This window comes from Salmonella sp. A1325 (assembly GCF_056991255.1).
In genome coordinates, this window is record NZ_JAMLWO010000014.1 from 1 (window position 1) to 17,620 (window position 17,620).

Genomic DNA, 17,620 nt, shown 5'->3' on the forward strand with positions numbered 1-17,620 from the left:
AGGAGGCCTATCCTGTACGAACTGTGGAAAACTATATCTTGTTCACGATCACCTGCATCGTTGACGATGCGCGATCCTGGAGGTTTGACGACTGCCCGGTATGATCGGTGCCGCAGCCACGTCGTATGCAGGAACGGCCTGCGGCAAACTGGCGATCGTTCGATAGTGCGAATATTGAATGGTTGCCAGTCGCGGCGGATTCTACTGGTTAAGAATGGCTAATCAATGTGTTTAATCTGAAACCAGGCATCTGTTCAACTTTTCGTGATCGCTTTTGTTGGCATCACTATTCAAGCAGTTTGCCTGCATCGGCTTCACCCTCACTTCGGCATCAGGGAAAATCTGGTGCACCTGCTTCGTCAGTTCGGCCAGAATGATCTCGCTGGCCCCTTCGAGTCCTTCAACATTACGCTTGTCATAAACCAGTTCTACGAACATACGTGTTTCGCTAATAACTGTTTGTATATACAGTATTTTTGCTTTGGCGGTTTTGTCTGTCAAGGCATGAACCACTTGTTTTTAAATTTTGGGGAACATACTGCGGGCGTGTTTGTTATCGATTTTCCCTGCAGGGCTGATGGGGTCTGGCGTTGACTAAAATTATGTGTGGGGCATGGATGGGGCAAAAGTGGTCTGTGAAGTTCGTTAAAGTTCGTTAATCAAGCTTCATCTCGATCTCGCTCATCCCTTGTTTAAAGCGCTCCTGGACGATCTTTATCGATTTTAAAAACTATGAGTACATATTATAAAAATGTAGCAAATAGGCCGTTTGTGCCTGAAAAGATGAACATTCTGCGTAGCGCGATTTGCGCAACAGGAATAGACTGGAGTCGACACTCTACACAAAGATGCGAAAGGTTTTTTATGACACAACAGCCACAAGCCAAATACCGCCATGACTATCGCGCGCCGGATTACCAGATTACTGATATTGACTTGACCTTTGACCTCGATGCCGAAAAAACCGTGGTCACCGCAATAAGCCAGGCTGTTCGTCATGGCGCGCCTGATGCGCCTCTTCGCCTTGATGGGGAAGATTTAACGCTGGTATCTATCCACGTCAACGATGCGCCGTGGACAGCATATAAGGAAGAAGAGGGCGCGCTTATCATCAGCGACCTGCCAGAGCGTTTTACGTTACGCATTGTCAACGAGATAAGTCCGGCGGCGAATACGGCTCTGGAAGGATTGTACCAGTCCGGCGATGCGCTCTGTACCCAGTGTGAAGCGGAGGGCTTCCGCCATATTACCTGGTATCTTGACCGCCCGGACGTACTGGCGCGATTTACCACCAAAATTATTGCCGATAAAAGCAAATATCCGTTCCTGCTTTCCAATGGCAACCGTGTTGCGCAGGGTGAACTGGAGAATGGCCGTCACTGGGTTCAGTGGCAAGATCCGTTCCCGAAACCGTGTTATCTGTTTGCGCTGGTGGCCGGTGATTTTGACGTGCTGCGCGATACCTTTACCACCCGCTCCCGGCGTGACGTCGCGTTAGAACTGTACGTTGACCGTGGCAATCTGGATCGCGCGCCGTGGGCAATGACCTCGCTGAAAAATTCCATGAAATGGGATGAAACGCGTTTTGGGCTCGAATATGACCTCGACATCTATATGATTGTCGCGGTGGATTTCTTTAATATGGGCGCGATGGAGAATAAAGGTCTTAATATCTTTAACTCCAAATACGTGCTGGCGCGAACCGATACCGCGACGGATAAAGATTATCTCGATATTGAGCGCGTGATAGGTCATGAGTATTTCCACAACTGGACCGGCAACCGCGTCACCTGCCGCGACTGGTTCCAGTTGAGCCTGAAAGAGGGGCTAACCGTGTTCCGCGATCAGGAGTTTAGCTCTGATTTGGGGTCACGCGCGGTGAACCGCATCAGTAACGTGCGTACCATGCGCGGTTTACAATTCGCGGAAGACGCCAGCCCGATGGCGCATCCTATCCGCCCGGATAAAGTAATCGAAATGAATAACTTCTACACCCTCACCGTTTATGAAAAGGGTGCGGAAGTCATTCGCATGATCCACACGTTGCTGGGTGAGGAAAATTTCCAGAAGGGGATGCAGCTTTATTTTGAGCGCCATGACGGCAGCGCCGCGACGTGTGATGACTTCGTACAGGCGATGGAAGATGCTTCTAATGTCGATTTGTCCCATTTCCGCCGCTGGTACAGTCAGTCCGGCACGCCGATTGTAACGGTAAAAGATGATTATAATCCGGAAACCGAGCAGTACACGTTGACCATCAGCCAGCGCACTCCGGCGACGGCGGATCAGGCGGAGAAGCAGCCGCTGCATATTCCATTCGCCATCGAACTGTACGATAACGAAGGCAACGTCATTCCGTTGCAAAAAGGCGGTCACCCGGTCAATGCCGTACTGAACGTCACGCAGGCGGAGCAGACATTTACCTTCGATAATGTCTACTTCCAGCCTGTTCCGGCCTTGCTGTGCGAGTTTTCAGCGCCGGTGAAACTGGAATATAAATGGAGCGATCAGCAGTTGACGTTCCTGATGCGCCATGCGCGCAATGATTTCTCCCGTTGGGATGCGGCGCAAAGCCTGCTGGCCACATACATTAAACTGAATGTGGCGCGTCATCAGCAGGGGCAACCGCTATCGCTTCCGGTGCATGTCGCTGATGCGTTCCGCGCAGTACTGTTGGATGAGAAAATCGATCCGGCGTTGGCCGCAGAAATTTTAACGCTGCCTTCGGCCAATGAAATTGCAGAGCTGTTTGAGGTCATTGACCCGATCGCCATTGCGCAAGTTCGTGAAGCGCTAACGCGTACGCTGGCGGCAGAACTGGCGGATGAGTTCCTGGCTATCTATAACGCCAATCATCTGGATGAGTATCGTGTTGATCACGGCGATATCGGTAAGCGCACGCTGCGCAATGCTTGCCTGCGCTTCCTGGCGTTTGGCGAGACGGAGCTGGCTAATACGCTGGTCAGCAAACAGTATCGCGACGCCAATAATATGACCGATGCGCTGGCGGCCCTGTCTGCTGCGGTGGCGGCGCAGTTGCCGTGCCGCGATACGCTGATGCAGGAGTATGACGATAAGTGGCATCAGGACGGCCTGGTGATGGATAAATGGTTTATCCTGCAATCCACAAGCCCGGCGGAAAATGTACTGGAAACCGTACGCGGCCTGCTCAAACACCGTTCTTTCAGTATGAGCAACCCGAACCGCATCCGTTCATTAATTGGCGCGTTTGCTGGCAGCAACCCGGCGGCGTTCCATGCGCAAGATGGTAGCGGATACCAGTTCCTGGTCGAAATGCTGACCGATCTGAATAGCCGTAACCCGCAGGTAGCATCTCGCCTCATTGAACCGCTGATTCGTCTGAAACGTTATGATGATAAGCGTCAGGAGAAAATGCGCGCGGCGCTGGAGCAGTTAAAAGGGCTGGAGAATCTTTCCGGCGATCTGTACGAGAAGATAACTAAAGCGTTAGCCTGACAGTATCCGTTATAAAGAGGTAAGACATGCCCGGTAAGCGTTAGCGCTGCCGGGCATTTTTTTGCCGGACGATGACGCTCGCTGGCGAAACGTGAAGTGAGAATGAAGGAAAACGATTGCTATTTATTGCCGTAGGTCAATTCCCTTTTGCCTTGTTATCGCCCATAATACGCCCCCGGTTTGCACACCGGGAATCCAGGAGAGTTCATGTACTATCCCTTCGTTCGTAAAGCCCTTTTCCAGCTCGATCCAGAGCGCGCTCATGAATTTACATTTCAACAATTACGCCGCATTACAGGTACGCCGCTGGAAGCGCTGGTGCGCCAGAAAGTACCGACAAAGCCGGTTACCTGCATGGGACTTACCTTTAAAAATCCACTGGGGCTGGCTGCCGGTCTGGATAAAGACGGGGAGTGCATCGACGCGTTAGGCGCGATGGGGTTTGGCTCCCTGGAAATCGGCACCGTGACGCCGCGCCCACAGCCGGGTAACGATAAGCCGCGTCTTTTTCGTCTGGTGGATGCTGAAGGTCTGATCAATCGGATGGGCTTTAATAATCTGGGCGTCGATAACCTGGTCGAGAATGTTAAAAAAGCCCATTTTGATGGTATTCTGGGAATTAACATCGGTAAAAATAAAGATACGCCTGTCGAAAATGGCAAAGATGACTACCTGATTTGTATGGAAAAAGTCTATGCTTATGCGGGTTATATCGCCATTAATATTTCTTCGCCGAATACGCCAGGGCTACGTACGCTCCAGTATGGCGATGCGCTGGACGATCTGTTAACTGCCATTAAAAATAAGCAAAACGATCTTCAGGCGATCCACCATAAATATGTGCCGGTGGCAGTAAAGATCGCGCCGGATCTTTGTGAAGAAGAATTGATCCAGGTTGCCGATAGCCTGCTTCGTCATAATATTGATGGGGTGATTGCGACAAATACCACCCTCGATCGTTCTCTGGTACAAGGAATGAAAAATTGCCAGCAAACGGGGGGATTAAGTGGCCGGCCATTACAATTAAAAAGCACAGAAATTATTCGCCGTTTATCCCAGGAGTTAAAAGGACAATTGCCTATTATCGGCGTCGGCGGCATTGACTCAGTTATCGCCGCGCGCGAGAAGATAGCGGCAGGAGCTACGCTGGTACAAATTTATTCCGGCTTTATTTTTAAAGGCCCGCCATTGATTAAAGAAATCGTAACGCACATCTAAACTTTACCCTTTATCAGACAACCAGGGCTTTATTTCCGGCGCTGGTTGTTTTATATTTCTCCACTGTTGCTTATTTAGACATTTTAGGCTTTTATTATTAGGGTAATAAACGAAGCGGCGAAAGGACAATGCTGTTACGAGTTGCTTAAAAGCGGGAGAGAGGTAATGCGAATTAAACCTGACGATAACTGGCGCTGGTATTATGATGAAGAGCACGATCGTATGATGCTCGATCTCGCCAATGGTATGCTTTTTCGCTCGCGCTTCTCTCGTAAAATGCTTACGCCGGACGCGTTTTGCCCGACCGGTTTTTGTGTGGATGATGCCGCGCTCTATTTTTCCTTTGAAGAAAAATGCCGGGATTTCGAATTAACTAAAGAGCAACGCGCGGAGCTGGTGTTGAATGCGCTGGTGGCGATTCGCTATCTCAAACCGCAGATGCCAAAAAGCTGGCATTTTGTGGCGCATGGCGAAATGTGGACCCCGGGAACGGGCGATGCCGCAAGCGTCTGGTTAAGCGATACGGCGGAACAGGTTAATTTGCTGGTCGTTGAGCCGGGAGAAAATGCCGCGTTGTGTCTGCTGGCCCAGCCGGGCGTGGTGATAGCAGGCCGAACCATGCAGCTTGGCGATGCGATTAAAATTATGAACGACAGGCTGAAACCGCAGGTTCACTGTCACAGTTTCAGCCTTGAACAAGCGGTTTAATTCTCCAGTCGTAACGCGGTCTTAGGCACGCAGCTACAGCTCAGAATCGTACCATCGTCACCCATAGCCGATTTTTTCAGCGGACTTACTTCGCCTTCCAGCAAACGTATCCGGCAGCAACCACAGATACCAGCCCGGCAAGAATACGGAATACGAATCCCCTGATTCTCCAACTGTTCCAGTAGTACCTGTTGATTATTCCCGCAGAAGGTTTGCCCCTGCCAGTCGATGGTTACACTCGCGTCCGGGTGTTTCTCTGGCGTAACGCTGTCGTCGACCGTTGTGGCGCCATAAGCTTTTGCTGGGGCTGTCGCCAGAATCTCCACTTCATCGCCGACGCGAATGACGCCGCTATTGCGGGCAATCAGATTCTGACCGAAATCCACATCGCCATTGTCCTGGGCGGTACGAAAAGCTTGCAGTGTCGCCAGCGGTTCTCCGGAAGGATGTTTTTGCCCCTTTTCAGGGCTGACGGTCGTAAAAATACAGCGGCTACAGGGTTTCACGACGTCAAAAATCACATCGCCAATGCGAAGCACTTTCCAGCTATCTTCCTCCCAGGCCGCTACGCCGGAAACCACTAAGTTTGGGCGGAATTGTTCCATTTGTACGCCTGCCGGACAACGCTGTTGCAGATCGCGCAGCGAGGCTTCGTTGGTCAATAAATACGGGTAGCCATCGGCAAATCCCAGCGGCACCGCGTTATGCCGTTTAACCCGGCGCGTCAACTGCGGCCCAACCCAGCGCAACTGGACATCGCGGGAGAAAAAGCCGCTCAACCATTGATTAATCGCCGTCGGGGCGACGCGAGCGGTAAAATGGTTTCCCCAGACCTCGGTCGGCGCATCTTGCGGGGTGAAATCCGTAAAGCGAACCAGCGCGCTACTGCCGTCTGGCGCGGTCAAATGAAGGCCGTCGTGTAAGGGGGAGGGGGTAAAACGTACCATTTGTGGAAACTGGCGGGCGGTGATAAATGTGCCGTCAGGCTCGGTTATCATGAAGATGCGATCAAAAGCCAGGCCGCTGATATCTGCCAGCGCATGAGTCAGACCAATGCCGCGCATGGATTTGACCGGATGAATAAAGAGCCGTGATAACGTCGCCACCGTACAGTCCCTCAAATGAAAATAAGCCTTCAACTTTATGACATGGGCGTGAGATTAGCTATAATGCGCAACAATTTTCTTAGCGTAAAAGTGACAATATGAATTCTCTGTTTGCCAGTACGGCCCGCGGGCTGGAAGAGCTGTTAAAAACTGAACTGGAAAAACTGGGCGCCGTAGGGTGTCAGGTTGTTCAGGGTGGGGTCCATTTTCAGGGCGACACGCGGCTTATTTACCAGAGCCTGATGTGGAGCCGCCTGGCCTCGCGTATTATCCTGCCGATGGGTGAGTGCAAGGTCTACAGCGATCTCGATCTTTACCTCGGCGTTCAGGCGATAAACTGGACAGAGATTTTTAATCCTGGCGCGACGTTTGCGGTGCATTTCAGCGGCCTGAACGACACCATCCGTAATAGTCAGTATGGCGCGATGAAAGTTAAAGACGCGATTGTCGATGCGTTTACGCGGAAAAATCTTCCGCGTCCAAATGTGGACCGCGAATCGCCGGACCTCCGTATTAACGTCTGGCTGAATAAAGAAACTGCCAGCATTGCGCTGGATCTCAGTGGTGATGGCCTGCACCTGCGCGGTTATCGCGATCGCACCGGGCTGGCGCCAATTAAAGAGACGCTGGCGGCAGCGATTGTTATGCGTTCCGGCTGGCAACCAGGTACGCCGCTGCTCGACCCTATGTGTGGTTCGGGGACACTGTTGATTGAGGCCGCGATGTGGACGACCGATCGCGCGCCGGGACTGCACCGTGGTCACTGGGGATTTAGCGGCTGGGCGCAGCATGACGAGACTATCTGGCAGGAAGTGAAAGCCGAAGCGCAGACCCGGGCGCGTAAGGGGCTGGCGGAGTATTCCTCTCATTTCTACGGTTCCGACAGCGATGCGCGCGTCATTGAGCGGGCGCGCAGCAACGCCCGTCGCGCCGGTATCGGGGAGCTTATCACCTTTGAAGTGAAAGATGTGGCGCAACTGAGTAATCCATTGCCGAAAGGCCCGTATGGTACGGTGATCAGTAACCCGCCTTACGGCGAACGTCTGGACAGCGAACCGGCGCTGATTGCGTTGCACAGCCTGCTGGGCCGTACCATGAAAAATCAGTTTGGCGGCTGGAACCTGTCGCTGTTCAGCGCTTCGCCCGATCTGCTGGGCAGCCTGCAATTACGTGCCGACAAACAGTTTAAAGCCAAGAATGGCCCGCTGGACTGTGTGCAGAAAAACTATCATATTGCGGAAACCGCGGCGGACAGTAAACCGGCGACGGTGGCGGAAGATTACGCTAATCGCCTGCGTAAAAATCTTAAAAAGCTGGAGAAATGGGCGCGCCAGGAAGGGATTGAATGCTATCGCTTGTATGATGCCGACCTGCCGGAATATAACGTGGCGGTAGACCGTTACGGCGACTGGGCGGTGATTCAGGAATATGCGCCGCCGAAAACGGTGGATGCGCAAAAAGCGCGGCAACGTCTGTTCGATATTATTGCGGCAACTTTGTCAGTGCTCGGTATTCCGCCGAATAAACTGGTGTTAAAAACCCGTGAACGGCAAAAAGGAAAAAACCAGTATCAGAAAATGAGCGAGAAGGGCGAGTTCCTTGAGGTCAGCGAATATAATGCGCGCTTATGGGTAAATCTGACGGATTATCTCGACACCGGTCTGTTCCTCGATCACCGTATTGCCCGCAGAATGCTGGGAGAAATGAGCAAAGGCAAAGATTTCCTGAATCTCTTTTCTTATACCGGCAGCGCCAGCGTACATGCGGGTCTGGGCGGCGCGCGCAGCACCACAACGGTGGATATGTCCCGTACCTATCTGGAGTGGGCCGAACGTAATTTGCGTCTGAACGGACTGAGCGGCCGCGCGCATCGCCTGATTCAGGCCGACTGCCTGGGCTGGCTGCGCGAGGCGAATGAACAGTTCGATTTGATCTTTATCGATCCGCCGACGTTCTCTAACTCAAAACGTATGGAAGAGTCGTTTGATGTTCAGCGCGATCATGTCGCGTTAATGAAAGATTTAAAACGCCTGCTGCGTAAAGGCGGCACCATCATGTTCTCAAATAATAAGCGCGGATTCCGTATGGATCTGGAAGGGTTGGCTGAGCTGGGGCTTACCGCACAAGAAATTACGCAAAAAACGCTTTCCCCGGATTTTGCCCGTAACCGTCAGATTCATAACTGCTGGCTGATCCGCGCCGCCTGAAAGGAAAAGTAAATGTCATTAATCAGTATGCATGGCGCATGGCTGTCGTTCAGCGACGCGCCGCTTCTCGATAACGCAGAGTTGCATATCGAAGATAACGAACGCGTCTGTCTGGTGGGGCGTAACGGCGCCGGGAAATCCACCTTGATGAAGATTCTTAACCGCGAACAGGGTCTGGACGATGGGCGTATTATTTATGAGCAGGATCTGATCGTCGCGCGTCTGCAACAGGACCCGCCCCGTAATATTGCGGGCAGCGTCTATGACTTTGTCGCCGAAGGTATCGAAGAACAAGCGGAATACCTCAAGCGTTATCATGAGATTTCCCGTCTGGTGATGACCGATCCCAGCGAGAAAAACCTCAATGAAATGGCGCGCGTACAGGAACAGCTCGATCATCATAATCTGTGGCAGCTGGAAAACCGTATTAATGAAGTGCTGGCGCAGCTTGGACTCGATCCTAACGCCGCGCTGTCGTCGCTCTCCGGCGGCTGGCTGCGTAAAGCCGCGCTGGGTCGGGCGCTGGTCAGCAATCCGCGCGTATTGTTACTGGATGAACCGACTAACCATCTGGATATCGAAACTATCGACTGGCTGGAAGGGTTTCTGAAAACCTTTAACGGAACGATTATTTTTATCTCTCACGATCGTTCGTTTATTCGCAATATGGCAACCCGCATTGTCGATCTCGATCGTGGCAAACTGGTCACCTATCCGGGAAATTACGATCAATACCTGCTGGAGAAAGAAGAAGCGCTGCGCGTAGAAGAATTACAAAACGCGGAATTTGATCGCAAACTGGCGCAGGAAGAAGTCTGGATTCGCCAGGGTATCAAGGCGCGCCGCACCCGTAATGAAGGGCGCGTGCGGGCGTTAAAAGCGATGCGTCGTGAACGCAGCGAGCGCCGGGAAGTGATGGGCACGGCGAAGATGCAGGTCGAAGAGGCGACGCGCTCCGGTAAAATCGTTTTTGAGATGGAGAATGTCGATTACCAGGTAGAAGGAAAACAACTGGTAAAAGATTTCTCCGCTCAGGTGCAGCGCGGCGACAAGATTGCGTTAATTGGCCCGAACGGCTGCGGTAAAACCACGCTACTGAAACTGATGCTGGGACAGCTTCAGGCTGACAGCGGGCGCATCCACGTAGGAACGAAGCTGGAAGTCGCCTACTTCGATCAGCATCGCGCCGAACTGGATCCGGAAAAAACCGTGATGGATAACCTTGCGGAAGGCAAGCAAGAGGTGATGGTAAACGGTAAGCCGCGCCATGTACTGGGCTATTTGCAGGACTTCCTGTTTCATCCCAAACGGGCGATGACGCCCGTTCGCGCGCTTTCCGGCGGCGAACGTAACCGTCTGCTGCTGGCGCGACTGTTCCTCAAGCCGAGCAATCTTTTAATTCTCGATGAACCAACGAACGATCTTGACGTCGAAACGCTGGAACTATTAGAAGAATTAATTGATGGCTATCAGGGCACGGTACTACTGGTCAGCCACGATCGGCAATTTGTCGATAATACCGTGACGGAATGCTGGATTTTCGAGGGCGGCGGCAAAATCGGACGTTATATCGGCGGCTACCAGGATGCGCGTGCGCAGCAAGAGCAGCATCTGGCGACGAAACAGCCGATGGCGAAAAAAAATGAGGAAGTTATTGCCCCTAAAGCAGAAATTGTAAAACGTGGCAGTAGCAAACTAAGCTATAAACTGCAGCGCGAGCTGGAGCAGTTACCCGGTCAGCTTGAAGACCTGGAAGCGAAGCTGGAAGCGCTACAGGCGCAGGTTGCGGATGCGGCCTTTTTTAGCCAACCCCATGAGCAAACGCAGAAAGTTCTGGCCGATTTAAGTCAGGCGGAGCAAGAACTTGAGCAAGCCTTCGAACGTTGGGAGTATCTTGAAGGCCTGAAAAACGGGGCATAACGAAAGGAGCGCCTATGTGTGAACATCACCATGCTGCGAAGCACATATTGTGCTCGCAATGCGACATGCTGGTGGCTTTACCCCGCCTCTCGCATGGGCAAAAAGCAGCATGTCCACGATGCGGCGCAACGTTAACGACCGAGTGGGACGCGCCCCGGCAGCGTCCTACCGCCTATGCGTTAGCGGCACTATTTATGTTGCTGCTTTCTAACCTTTTTCCCTTCGTGAATATGAATGTCGCGGGCGTCACCAGCGAAGTCACGCTTCTGGAAATCCCCGGCGTCATGTTTTCTGAAGATTACGCCAGCCTCGGCACGTTCTTTTTATTATTTGTCCAACTGGTGCCGGCATTTTGCCTGGTGACCATTCTATTACTTGTCAACCGCGCCAATCTGCCGTTGTCGGTAAAAAAAACGCTGGCAAGGATCTTTTTCCTCCTCAAATCGTGGGGAATGGCGGAAATATTTCTCGCCGGGGTGTTGGTTAGTTTTGTTAAGCTGATGGCCTACGGCGATATCGGCATCGGCAGCAGTTTTATTCCCTGGTGCTTATTTTGTCTCGTTCAACTGCGGGCGTTCCAGTGTGTCGATCGCCGCTGGCTGTGGGATGATATCGCCCCGCAGCCTGCACTGGCGCAGCAGTTAACGCCGGGGATTACCGGTATCCGGCAGTCTTTGCGTTCTTGCGCCTGCTGCACGGCGATCCTGCCTGCGGAGAGTCTCGTCTGTCCGCGTTGCCATACGAAAGGCTATGTCCGGCGTAAAAACAGTTTGCAGTGGACGCTGGCGTTATTATTTACCTCGATCATGCTTTATCTGCCCGCCAATATTTTGCCGATTATGATTACCGACTTACTGGGCTCGAAAATGCCGTCGACCATTCTGGCTGGCGTGATTTTGCTGTGGAGCGAGGGGTCTTATCCGGTGGCGGCGGTTATCTTTCTCGCCAGTATTATGGTGCCGACGCTAAAAATGATCGCCATTGCCTGGCTTTGTTGGGATGCGAAAGGCCACGGTAAGCGCGACAGTGAACGGATGCATTTTATTTATGAAGTAGTGGAGTTTGTGGGACGCTGGTCAATGATTGATGTCTTTGTCATTGCCGTACTCTCTGCGCTGGTGCGCATGGGAGGGTTAATGAATATTTATCCTGCGATGGGTGCGTTGATGTTTGCTTTAGTCGTCATAATGACAATGTTTTCTGCGATGACCTTTGATCCGCGTCTGTCGTGGGATCGTGAATACGAACCAGGCCATGAGGAGTCCTGATAGCATGGAACCTAAAAAAGGGGAAGCCAAAGTACAAAAGGTGAAAAATTGGTCGCCTGTCTGGATATTCCCGATTGTTACTGCGCTTATCGGAGCCTGGATTCTGTTTTATCACTACAGCCACCAGGGACCAGAAGTTACCTTAATTACCACCAATGCGGAAGGTATTGAAGGCGGAAAAACGACGATCAAAAGTCGCAGCGTGGATGTCGGCGTGGTTGAAAGCGCGACGCTGACTGACGATCTGACCCATGTACAAATCAAAGCGCGGCTTCATTCCGGTATGGAGAAGTTGCTGCATAAAGACTCGGTATTTTGGGTCGTAAAACCGCAGGTGGGGCGTGAAGGCATCAGCGGGCTTGGGACGCTGCTATCAGGCGCGTATATTGAACTACAACCAGGAAGTAAGGGCAGTCAGCCGGAAAGCTATCAGCTTCTTGACTCACCGCCGTTGGCACCGCCCGATGCCAAAGGTATTCGTGTGATTCTGGACAGCAAAAAGGCCGGTCAGCTCAGTCCTGGCGATCCCGTTCTGTTCCGGGGCTATCGGGTAGGATCCGTTGAAACCAGCTCTTTCGATCCGCAAAAACGGACAATGAGTTATCAGTTGTTCATTAAGGCGCCAAACGATCGATTGGTCACCAGTAATGTCCGATTCTGGAAAGATAGCGGTATCGCTGTGGATCTGACATCGGCGGGAATGCGCGTGGAAATGGGATCGTTGACGACGTTGTTTGGCGGCGGCGTGAGTTTTGATGTGCCGGAAGGACTTGAGCAGGGGCAACCCGTCGCCGAAAAAACGGCGTTTAATCTCTACGACGATCAAAAAAGTATTCAGGATTCGCTGTACACCGATCATATCGATTACCTGATGTTCTTTAAAGATTCGGTGCGCGGATTACAACCTGGCGCGCCGCTGGAGTTCCGCGGTATTCGTCTGGGGACGGTAAGCAAAGTGCCTTTCTTTGCGTCTAAAATGCGCCAGGTATTTAACGATGATTACCGTATTCCTGTGCTGGTGCGCATTGAACCGGAGCGTCTGAAAGCGCAACTGGGAGAAAATGCGGATGTTGCCGCGCATTTGGCGGAGCTGCTTAAGCGCGGTCTGCGTGCATCGCTCAAAACCGGTAACCTGGTGACCGGGGCGCTGTATGTCGATCTGGACTTTTATCCTAAGGAGCCGCCGATTACCGGGCTACGCGAATTTGATGGTTATGAAATTATTCCCACCGTCAGCAGCGGCCTGGCGCAAATTCAACAGCGACTGGTGGAAACGTTGGATAAGATCAACAACCTGCCGCTGAATCCGATGATTGAACAAGCGACCAATACGCTGTCTGAAAGCCAGCGTACTATGCGTCGGCTGCAAACCACGCTGGATAATATGAACAAGATTACCTCCAGTCAGTCGATGCAGCAGCTTCCGGCGGATATGCAAACGACGTTACGCGAACTTAACCGCAGTATGCAAGGCTTCCAGCCTGGATCGGCGGCGTATAACAAAATGGTGGCGGATATGCAGCGTCTCGATCAGGTGCTTCGTGAGTTACAACCGGTGTTGAAAACTCTGAACGAGAAGAGCAACGCGCTGGTATTTGAAGCGAAGGATAAAAAAGATCCTGAGCCTAAGAGGGCGAAACAATGAAAAAATGGCTAGTCGTGATAATGGCGTTCTGGCTGGCGTCATGTAGCTCCGGCGGAGAGAATAAAAGCTATTATCAGCTCCCGATAGCGCAAAGCGGTGTGCAAAGCACCGCAAGCCAGGGCAACCGTCTCTTATGGGTAGAGCAGGTTTCCGTACCTGACTATCTGGCAGGTAACGGCGTGGTGTATCAAACCAGTGATGTCCAGTATGTGATTGCCAATAACAATCTGTGGGCCAGCCCGCTGGACCAGCAATTACGTAACACGCTGGTGGCGAATCTTAGCGCCCGGCTTCCTGGCTGGGTCGTCGCTTCCCAGCCGTTGGGAACCACCCAGGATACGTTGAACGTTACCGTAACCGGATTCCATGGACGTTACGATGGTAAGGTTATCGTCAGCGGGGAGTGGCTATTAAACCACAACGGACAACTGATTAAGCGGCCTTTCCATATCGAAGCCAGCCAGCAGAAAGATGGCTATGATGAGATGGTCAAAGTACTGGCAAGCGCATGGAGTCAGGAAGCAGCCGCTATCGCAGATGAGATAAAGCGCCTTCCCTGAGATAAAAGTAATGTAAATTTAACCGCTTCAGGTCGTGCGCCTGAGGCGGTTTTTTTTATTTTTGACGCCGGAAAAATAGTTGTTATGGCTCACATTTTTTGTACAAATGATTTACCGTATAGCTCACAAATATGACATTGGTGTGAATTTTGCGCATTGACGGGCGATCCATTTAGAGGTATTCGTGTAGTGTGATTGCACATTTTGTAATCACTGTTTTCTTTTCCACCAGATACAAATATGAGGGAAACGAGGCATGAAGAGACAAAAACGAGATCGCCTGGAACGGGCACATCAACGCGGATATCAGGCCGGCATCGCCGGACGATCAAAAGAAATGTGTCCCTATCAGACGCTGAATCAACGGTCATACTGGTTGGGAGGTTGGCGACAAGCCATGGAGGACAGGGCGGTAATGGCCTGATTCTGTCTCTTTAGAAAAAAGAAACCTCCGCAGTGCGGAGGTTTCGCCTTTATTGGCTTTGCAAGCATGATACCGATAGCGCGGAATATCAATTCAACACTTAGAACGCGGAAGTATCCTGGAACAAACCGACTTTCAAATCGTGTGCGGTATAGATTAGACGACCATCCACCAGAACCTCACCGTCCGCCAGGCCCATGATCAGGCGACGGTTTACGATACGTTTGAAATGAATGCGATAGGTGACTTTCCTGGCTGTCGGCAGAACCTGACCGGTAAATTTCACTTCGCCCACGCCCAGAGCGCGGCCTTTGCCTTCGCCGCCCAACCAGCCCAGGTAGAATCCTACCAATTGCCACATAGCATCCAGACCCAGGCAACCGGGCATCACCGGATCGCCGATAAAGTGGCATCCGAAGAACCATAGATCAGGATTGATATCCAGCTCGGCTTCGACATAGCCTTTGTCGAAATTGCCGCCCGTTTCGGTCATCTTAACGACGCGGTCCATCATCAGCATGTTCGGCGCAGGGAGTTGCGGCCCTTTAGCGCCAAACAGTTCACCACGACCAGAGGCAAGAAGGTCTTCTTTTGTATAGGATTCGCGTTTATCTACCATGTTTTATGTAAACCTTATTTTATTGAAGCACGCAGGATAGCTAACACGTGTACGCTGAACAAGTCCGATCAGTTCGGAATAAAAGCGTTCAGCCAACGTAATGGCCACGGGAAACGATGACGGCCTTCCTGTTGCGTCGCCTGCGCGATACGCTCCTGGATAGTCTGCATCAACGTCGTTTGACCTTCGCCATCCCACACCAGATTTAACAGTAGCGGTAAGGCGTCGGTCACGTCGTCTACCGCCCAGATAGTGAACTTCTCTTCTTTAACCGCTTGCAGCAGTTCAGATTTAAGACTGAGATGGCGGACATTGGCGGCAGGGATAATCACGCCCTGTTTACCGTTTAATTCCCGCTGCTCGCAGATGGCGAAGAAACCTTCAATTTTTTCGTTTAGCCCACCCACCGGTTGAGCGCGACCAAACTGATCGACCGAGCCGGTAATCGCAATGTTTTGATTCACTGGCACATTGGCCAGCGCGCTGATGAGCGCACATAATTCCGCCATAGAGGCGCTATCGCCATCCACTTCGCTGTAGGACTGCTCAAAGGTTAACGAGGCAGAGAAGGGAATTTGTTGCTCCAGCTGCAACTCCGACATCAGGAAGGCCTGCATAATCATCATTCCCTTAGCGTGGATATTTCCGCCAAGTTCGGCCTTGCGCTCAATATCGTTAAATTCGCCATCGCCGATATGCACAACACAGCTAATTCGCGACGGTTCGCCAAAGGCGCGTGGATGTCCGGGAAACTCAATGACGGAAAGCGCATTGATTTGTCCAACACGTTCGCCTTCGGTTTCAATCAGGATCTGCTCTTGCAGAATCTCATCCTGCATCCGCTCCGCCAGAAAGCCTTCTCGCCATTCGCGTCGGGCAAGCATCAGGCTGAGCGCTTCTGCGCCGCAGGTATCGCCTTCGCATAAAGGCGACGCCTCCTTAAACTGGCGGGCTATCCACAGTGGGCAAAGAGGCAGCGTATCCTGTTCGCCGGTATAGCGCACAGCCTCGCGTATCAGGACGGGCCAGGCGTCCGGTGCCGGAGGGGGCAAATTATCGCGTAAAGCGATACGCGTCACCCATTGACACCACAGGGTCATAGCTTCTGCGTCCGCTATCTGTAAATTGTCTTCAAATTCACTGTAGATAGCCTGTTCCGCGAGCTCCGGTTCCATTTCCTGAAAATCAGCCAGTGATTCACGTTCGCCAACCAGAATCACCTTCAGTTTGAGCGGCATTGATGGCACGGAGACCGGTAATGGACGCGACTCGTCAAACGCCACCCAGTCAAAACGCTCGCGGCTAACGATGGCTTTCAGACGCATCCATAGCAACGGCTGCGCCAGAAGGGTTCGTAAAGAAATAATCAGCACGCCGCCGTTCGCCTGATGAACCAGTCCCGGCTGCAGGGTAATGTCGCCGTTATACTGCCGCAGGCAACCAAAGAGCTGTTCGGCTTCGACCCAGTCCGCGCTGACGACTTGTGTGACGGTGGCAAAGTTGTCTTGCGCATTCTGCGCGGCGCGGTAATGAACAGTATGCCCGGAAACGTCATAATGTCCGCCGGTTAATTGTCCGGCATCGGTTTGCAGAGCGCGGACGGCATCTGAAAGTAAAGTGAGATACTCTTGCTCTTCAGGCGCTTTAGTCAGCATAAAAGAGGATGAGCTCCACGGCTGAATAAGTTGCTCAAGCGCAAATTGCAGCCGTGGCTGAGTATCACTGAGTAAGGTGTCGTTTTCATCAGTCGCGTGTGGCTGTGCAAATATCTCCTGATAGCTTTCGCTATCCGGAACCAGATCACGCCATGCAAGTTTCGTAATGGTCAAAGTTGAGGTTTTTTAGTCTGTTGTAAAAGGGGGGATTATAGCCTAACCCGTCACGCTGCACACGCGGAAAGCGAATGCAAAGTAATATGAAGACGTGTAACCATTCACAGGTTCGAGATTCTTTTCTTCAGATGGCTAAAAAACTGATATTCTGATAACAGTTACACGGTAACATTGGGATCACAATGAAATATCAACAACTTGAAAATCTTGAAAGCGGTTGGAAATGGAAATATCTGGTGAAAAAGCACCGCGAAGGGGAGTTGATCACCCGCTACGTGGAAGCCAGTGCTGCCCAGGAAGCCGTCAATTTGTTGTTGGCCCTCGAAAATGAACCGGTGCGGGTAAATGTCTGGATAGACAGGCATATGAATCCTGCCTTGCTTAATCGGATGAAACAAACCATTCGGGCAAGACGCAAACGACACTTCAATGCGGAACATCAGCATACGCGCAAAAAATCTATCGATTTAGAGTTTATGGTCTGGCAGCGTCTGGCGGGCCTTGCGCAGCGACGCGGTAAAACATTATCCGAAACGATTGTGCAACTGATAGAAGACGCGGAGCATAAAGAGAAATATGCCACGCAAATGACCACGTTAAAGCAGGATTTACAGGCGTTATTAGGCAAGAAGTAAC

Annotated in this window: 14 protein-coding genes; 10 read left to right on the plus strand and 4 right to left on the minus strand. The window is 51.8% G+C overall.

Annotated elements, in window-relative coordinates; all coding sequences use genetic code 11:
* Positions 1-231: 231 nt before the first annotated feature.
* Complete coding sequence (locus tag NAZ64_RS20400) at positions 232-438, minus strand: DinI-like family protein (protein WP_000497440.1); 207 nt, start codon at positions 436-438, stop codon at positions 232-234.
* Between the two features lie 426 nt (positions 439-864).
* Here NAZ64_RS20400 and pepN point away from each other — a divergent pair, with 426 nt between their 5' ends.
* From pepN to zapC, 3 genes are all read left to right on the plus strand, one after another.
* Positions 865-3,477 carry an aminopeptidase N gene (pepN, locus tag NAZ64_RS20405; RefSeq protein WP_220569293.1) on the plus strand — a complete coding sequence of 871 codons (2,613 nt, stop codon included), beginning with the start codon at positions 865-867 and terminating at the stop codon, positions 3,475-3,477.
* 207 nt (positions 3,478-3,684) lie between these two features.
* Positions 3,685-4,695: a quinone-dependent dihydroorotate dehydrogenase gene (pyrD, locus tag NAZ64_RS20410; RefSeq protein ID WP_000291723.1), complete on the plus strand. Its 1,011-nt coding sequence runs from the start codon at positions 3,685-3,687 to the stop codon at positions 4,693-4,695.
* Between the two features lie 165 nt (positions 4,696-4,860).
* The gene (zapC, locus tag NAZ64_RS20415; protein WP_001220671.1) at positions 4,861-5,403 is read left to right on the plus strand and encodes a cell division protein ZapC; all 543 of its coding nucleotides are present in this window, start codon (positions 4,861-4,863) and stop codon (positions 5,401-5,403) included.
* Here zapC and NAZ64_RS20420 read toward each other — a convergent pair.
* The gene (locus NAZ64_RS20420; protein ID WP_000224063.1) at positions 5,400-6,509 is read right to left on the minus strand and encodes a YcbX family protein; all 1,110 of its coding nucleotides are present in this window, start codon (positions 6,507-6,509) and stop codon (positions 5,400-5,402) included. The two genes, zapC and NAZ64_RS20420, sit on opposite strands and share 4 nt — an antisense overlap.
* A gap of 98 nt (positions 6,510-6,607) precedes the next feature.
* On the opposite strand from NAZ64_RS20420, the gene rlmKL reads away from it, so the two are divergent.
* The 6 genes from rlmKL (at position 6,608) to rmf (ending at position 14,533) form a co-directional block, all read left to right on the plus strand.
* Positions 6,608-8,716, plus strand: a complete 2,109-nt coding sequence (gene rlmKL, locus NAZ64_RS20425; protein ID WP_079944633.1) for a bifunctional 23S rRNA (guanine(2069)-N(7))-methyltransferase RlmK/23S rRNA (guanine(2445)-N(2))-methyltransferase RlmL — start codon at positions 6,608-6,610, stop codon at positions 8,714-8,716.
* Between the two features lie 12 nt (positions 8,717-8,728).
* Positions 8,729-10,636, plus strand: a complete 1,908-nt coding sequence (locus tag NAZ64_RS20430) for an ABC transporter ATP-binding protein (protein ID WP_079827278.1) — start codon at positions 8,729-8,731, stop codon at positions 10,634-10,636.
* Between the two features lie 14 nt (positions 10,637-10,650).
* The gene (pqiA, locus tag NAZ64_RS20435; protein ID WP_076935086.1) at positions 10,651-11,904 is read left to right on the plus strand and encodes a membrane integrity-associated transporter subunit PqiA; all 1,254 of its coding nucleotides are present in this window, start codon (positions 10,651-10,653) and stop codon (positions 11,902-11,904) included.
* A gap of 4 nt (positions 11,905-11,908) precedes the next feature.
* Positions 11,909-13,549, plus strand: coding sequence for an intermembrane transport protein PqiB (pqiB, locus tag NAZ64_RS20440; protein ID WP_000433412.1), 1,641 nt, complete (start codon positions 11,909-11,911; stop codon positions 13,547-13,549).
* On the plus strand, positions 13,546-14,109 hold the full coding sequence (gene pqiC, locus NAZ64_RS20445; protein WP_000759136.1) for a membrane integrity-associated transporter subunit PqiC: 564 nt from the start codon (positions 13,546-13,548) through the stop codon (positions 14,107-14,109). Before pqiB ends, pqiC begins: the two co-directional genes overlap by 4 nt.
* Before the next feature lie 256 nt (positions 14,110-14,365).
* Entirely contained in the window at positions 14,366-14,533 is a 168-nt protein-coding gene (gene rmf, locus NAZ64_RS20450) for a ribosome modulation factor (RefSeq protein ID WP_001537784.1), read from the plus strand.
* 100 nt (positions 14,534-14,633) lie between these two features.
* On the opposite strand, the gene fabA is transcribed toward rmf, so the two are convergent.
* A complete protein-coding gene (gene fabA, locus NAZ64_RS20455) occupies positions 14,634-15,152 on the minus strand; it encodes a bifunctional 3-hydroxydecanoyl-ACP dehydratase/trans-2-decenoyl-ACP isomerase (RefSeq protein WP_000227928.1) in 519 nt (172 codons plus the stop codon).
* A gap of 68 nt (positions 15,153-15,220) precedes the next feature.
* On the minus strand, positions 15,221-16,981 hold the full coding sequence (locus NAZ64_RS20460; protein WP_000156458.1) for an AAA family ATPase: 1,761 nt from the start codon (positions 16,979-16,981) through the stop codon (positions 15,221-15,223).
* Between the two features lie 185 nt (positions 16,982-17,166).
* Here NAZ64_RS20460 and matP point away from each other — a divergent pair, with 185 nt between their 5' ends.
* Entirely contained in the window at positions 17,167-17,619 is a 453-nt protein-coding gene (matP, locus tag NAZ64_RS20465) for a macrodomain Ter protein MatP (protein WP_000877172.1), read from the plus strand.
* Position 17,620 lies beyond the last annotated feature (1 nt).

Coding starts and splice junctions, on each gene's coding strand:
- NAZ64_RS20400 (WP_000497440.1), bottom strand. CDS start 438: ATGTTCGTAGAACTGGTTTATGACAAGCGTAATGTTGAAGGACTCGAA.
- pepN (WP_220569293.1), top strand. CDS start 865: ATGACACAACAGCCACAAGCCAAATACCGCCATGACTATCGCGCGCCG.
- pyrD (WP_000291723.1), top strand. CDS start 3,685: ATGTACTATCCCTTCGTTCGTAAAGCCCTTTTCCAGCTCGATCCAGAG.
- zapC (WP_001220671.1), top strand. CDS start 4,861: ATGCGAATTAAACCTGACGATAACTGGCGCTGGTATTATGATGAAGAG.
- rlmKL (WP_079944633.1), top strand. CDS start 6,608: ATGAATTCTCTGTTTGCCAGTACGGCCCGCGGGCTGGAAGAGCTGTTA.
- NAZ64_RS20430 (WP_079827278.1), top strand. CDS start 8,729: ATGTCATTAATCAGTATGCATGGCGCATGGCTGTCGTTCAGCGACGCG.
- pqiA (WP_076935086.1), top strand. CDS start 10,651: ATGTGTGAACATCACCATGCTGCGAAGCACATATTGTGCTCGCAATGC.
- pqiB (WP_000433412.1), top strand. CDS start 11,909: ATGGAACCTAAAAAAGGGGAAGCCAAAGTACAAAAGGTGAAAAATTGG.
- pqiC (WP_000759136.1), top strand. CDS start 13,546: ATGAAAAAATGGCTAGTCGTGATAATGGCGTTCTGGCTGGCGTCATGT.
- rmf (WP_001537784.1), top strand. CDS start 14,366: ATGAAGAGACAAAAACGAGATCGCCTGGAACGGGCACATCAACGCGGA.
- fabA (WP_000227928.1), bottom strand. CDS start 15,152: ATGGTAGATAAACGCGAATCCTATACAAAAGAAGACCTTCTTGCCTCT.
- matP (WP_000877172.1), top strand. CDS start 17,167: ATGAAATATCAACAACTTGAAAATCTTGAAAGCGGTTGGAAATGGAAA.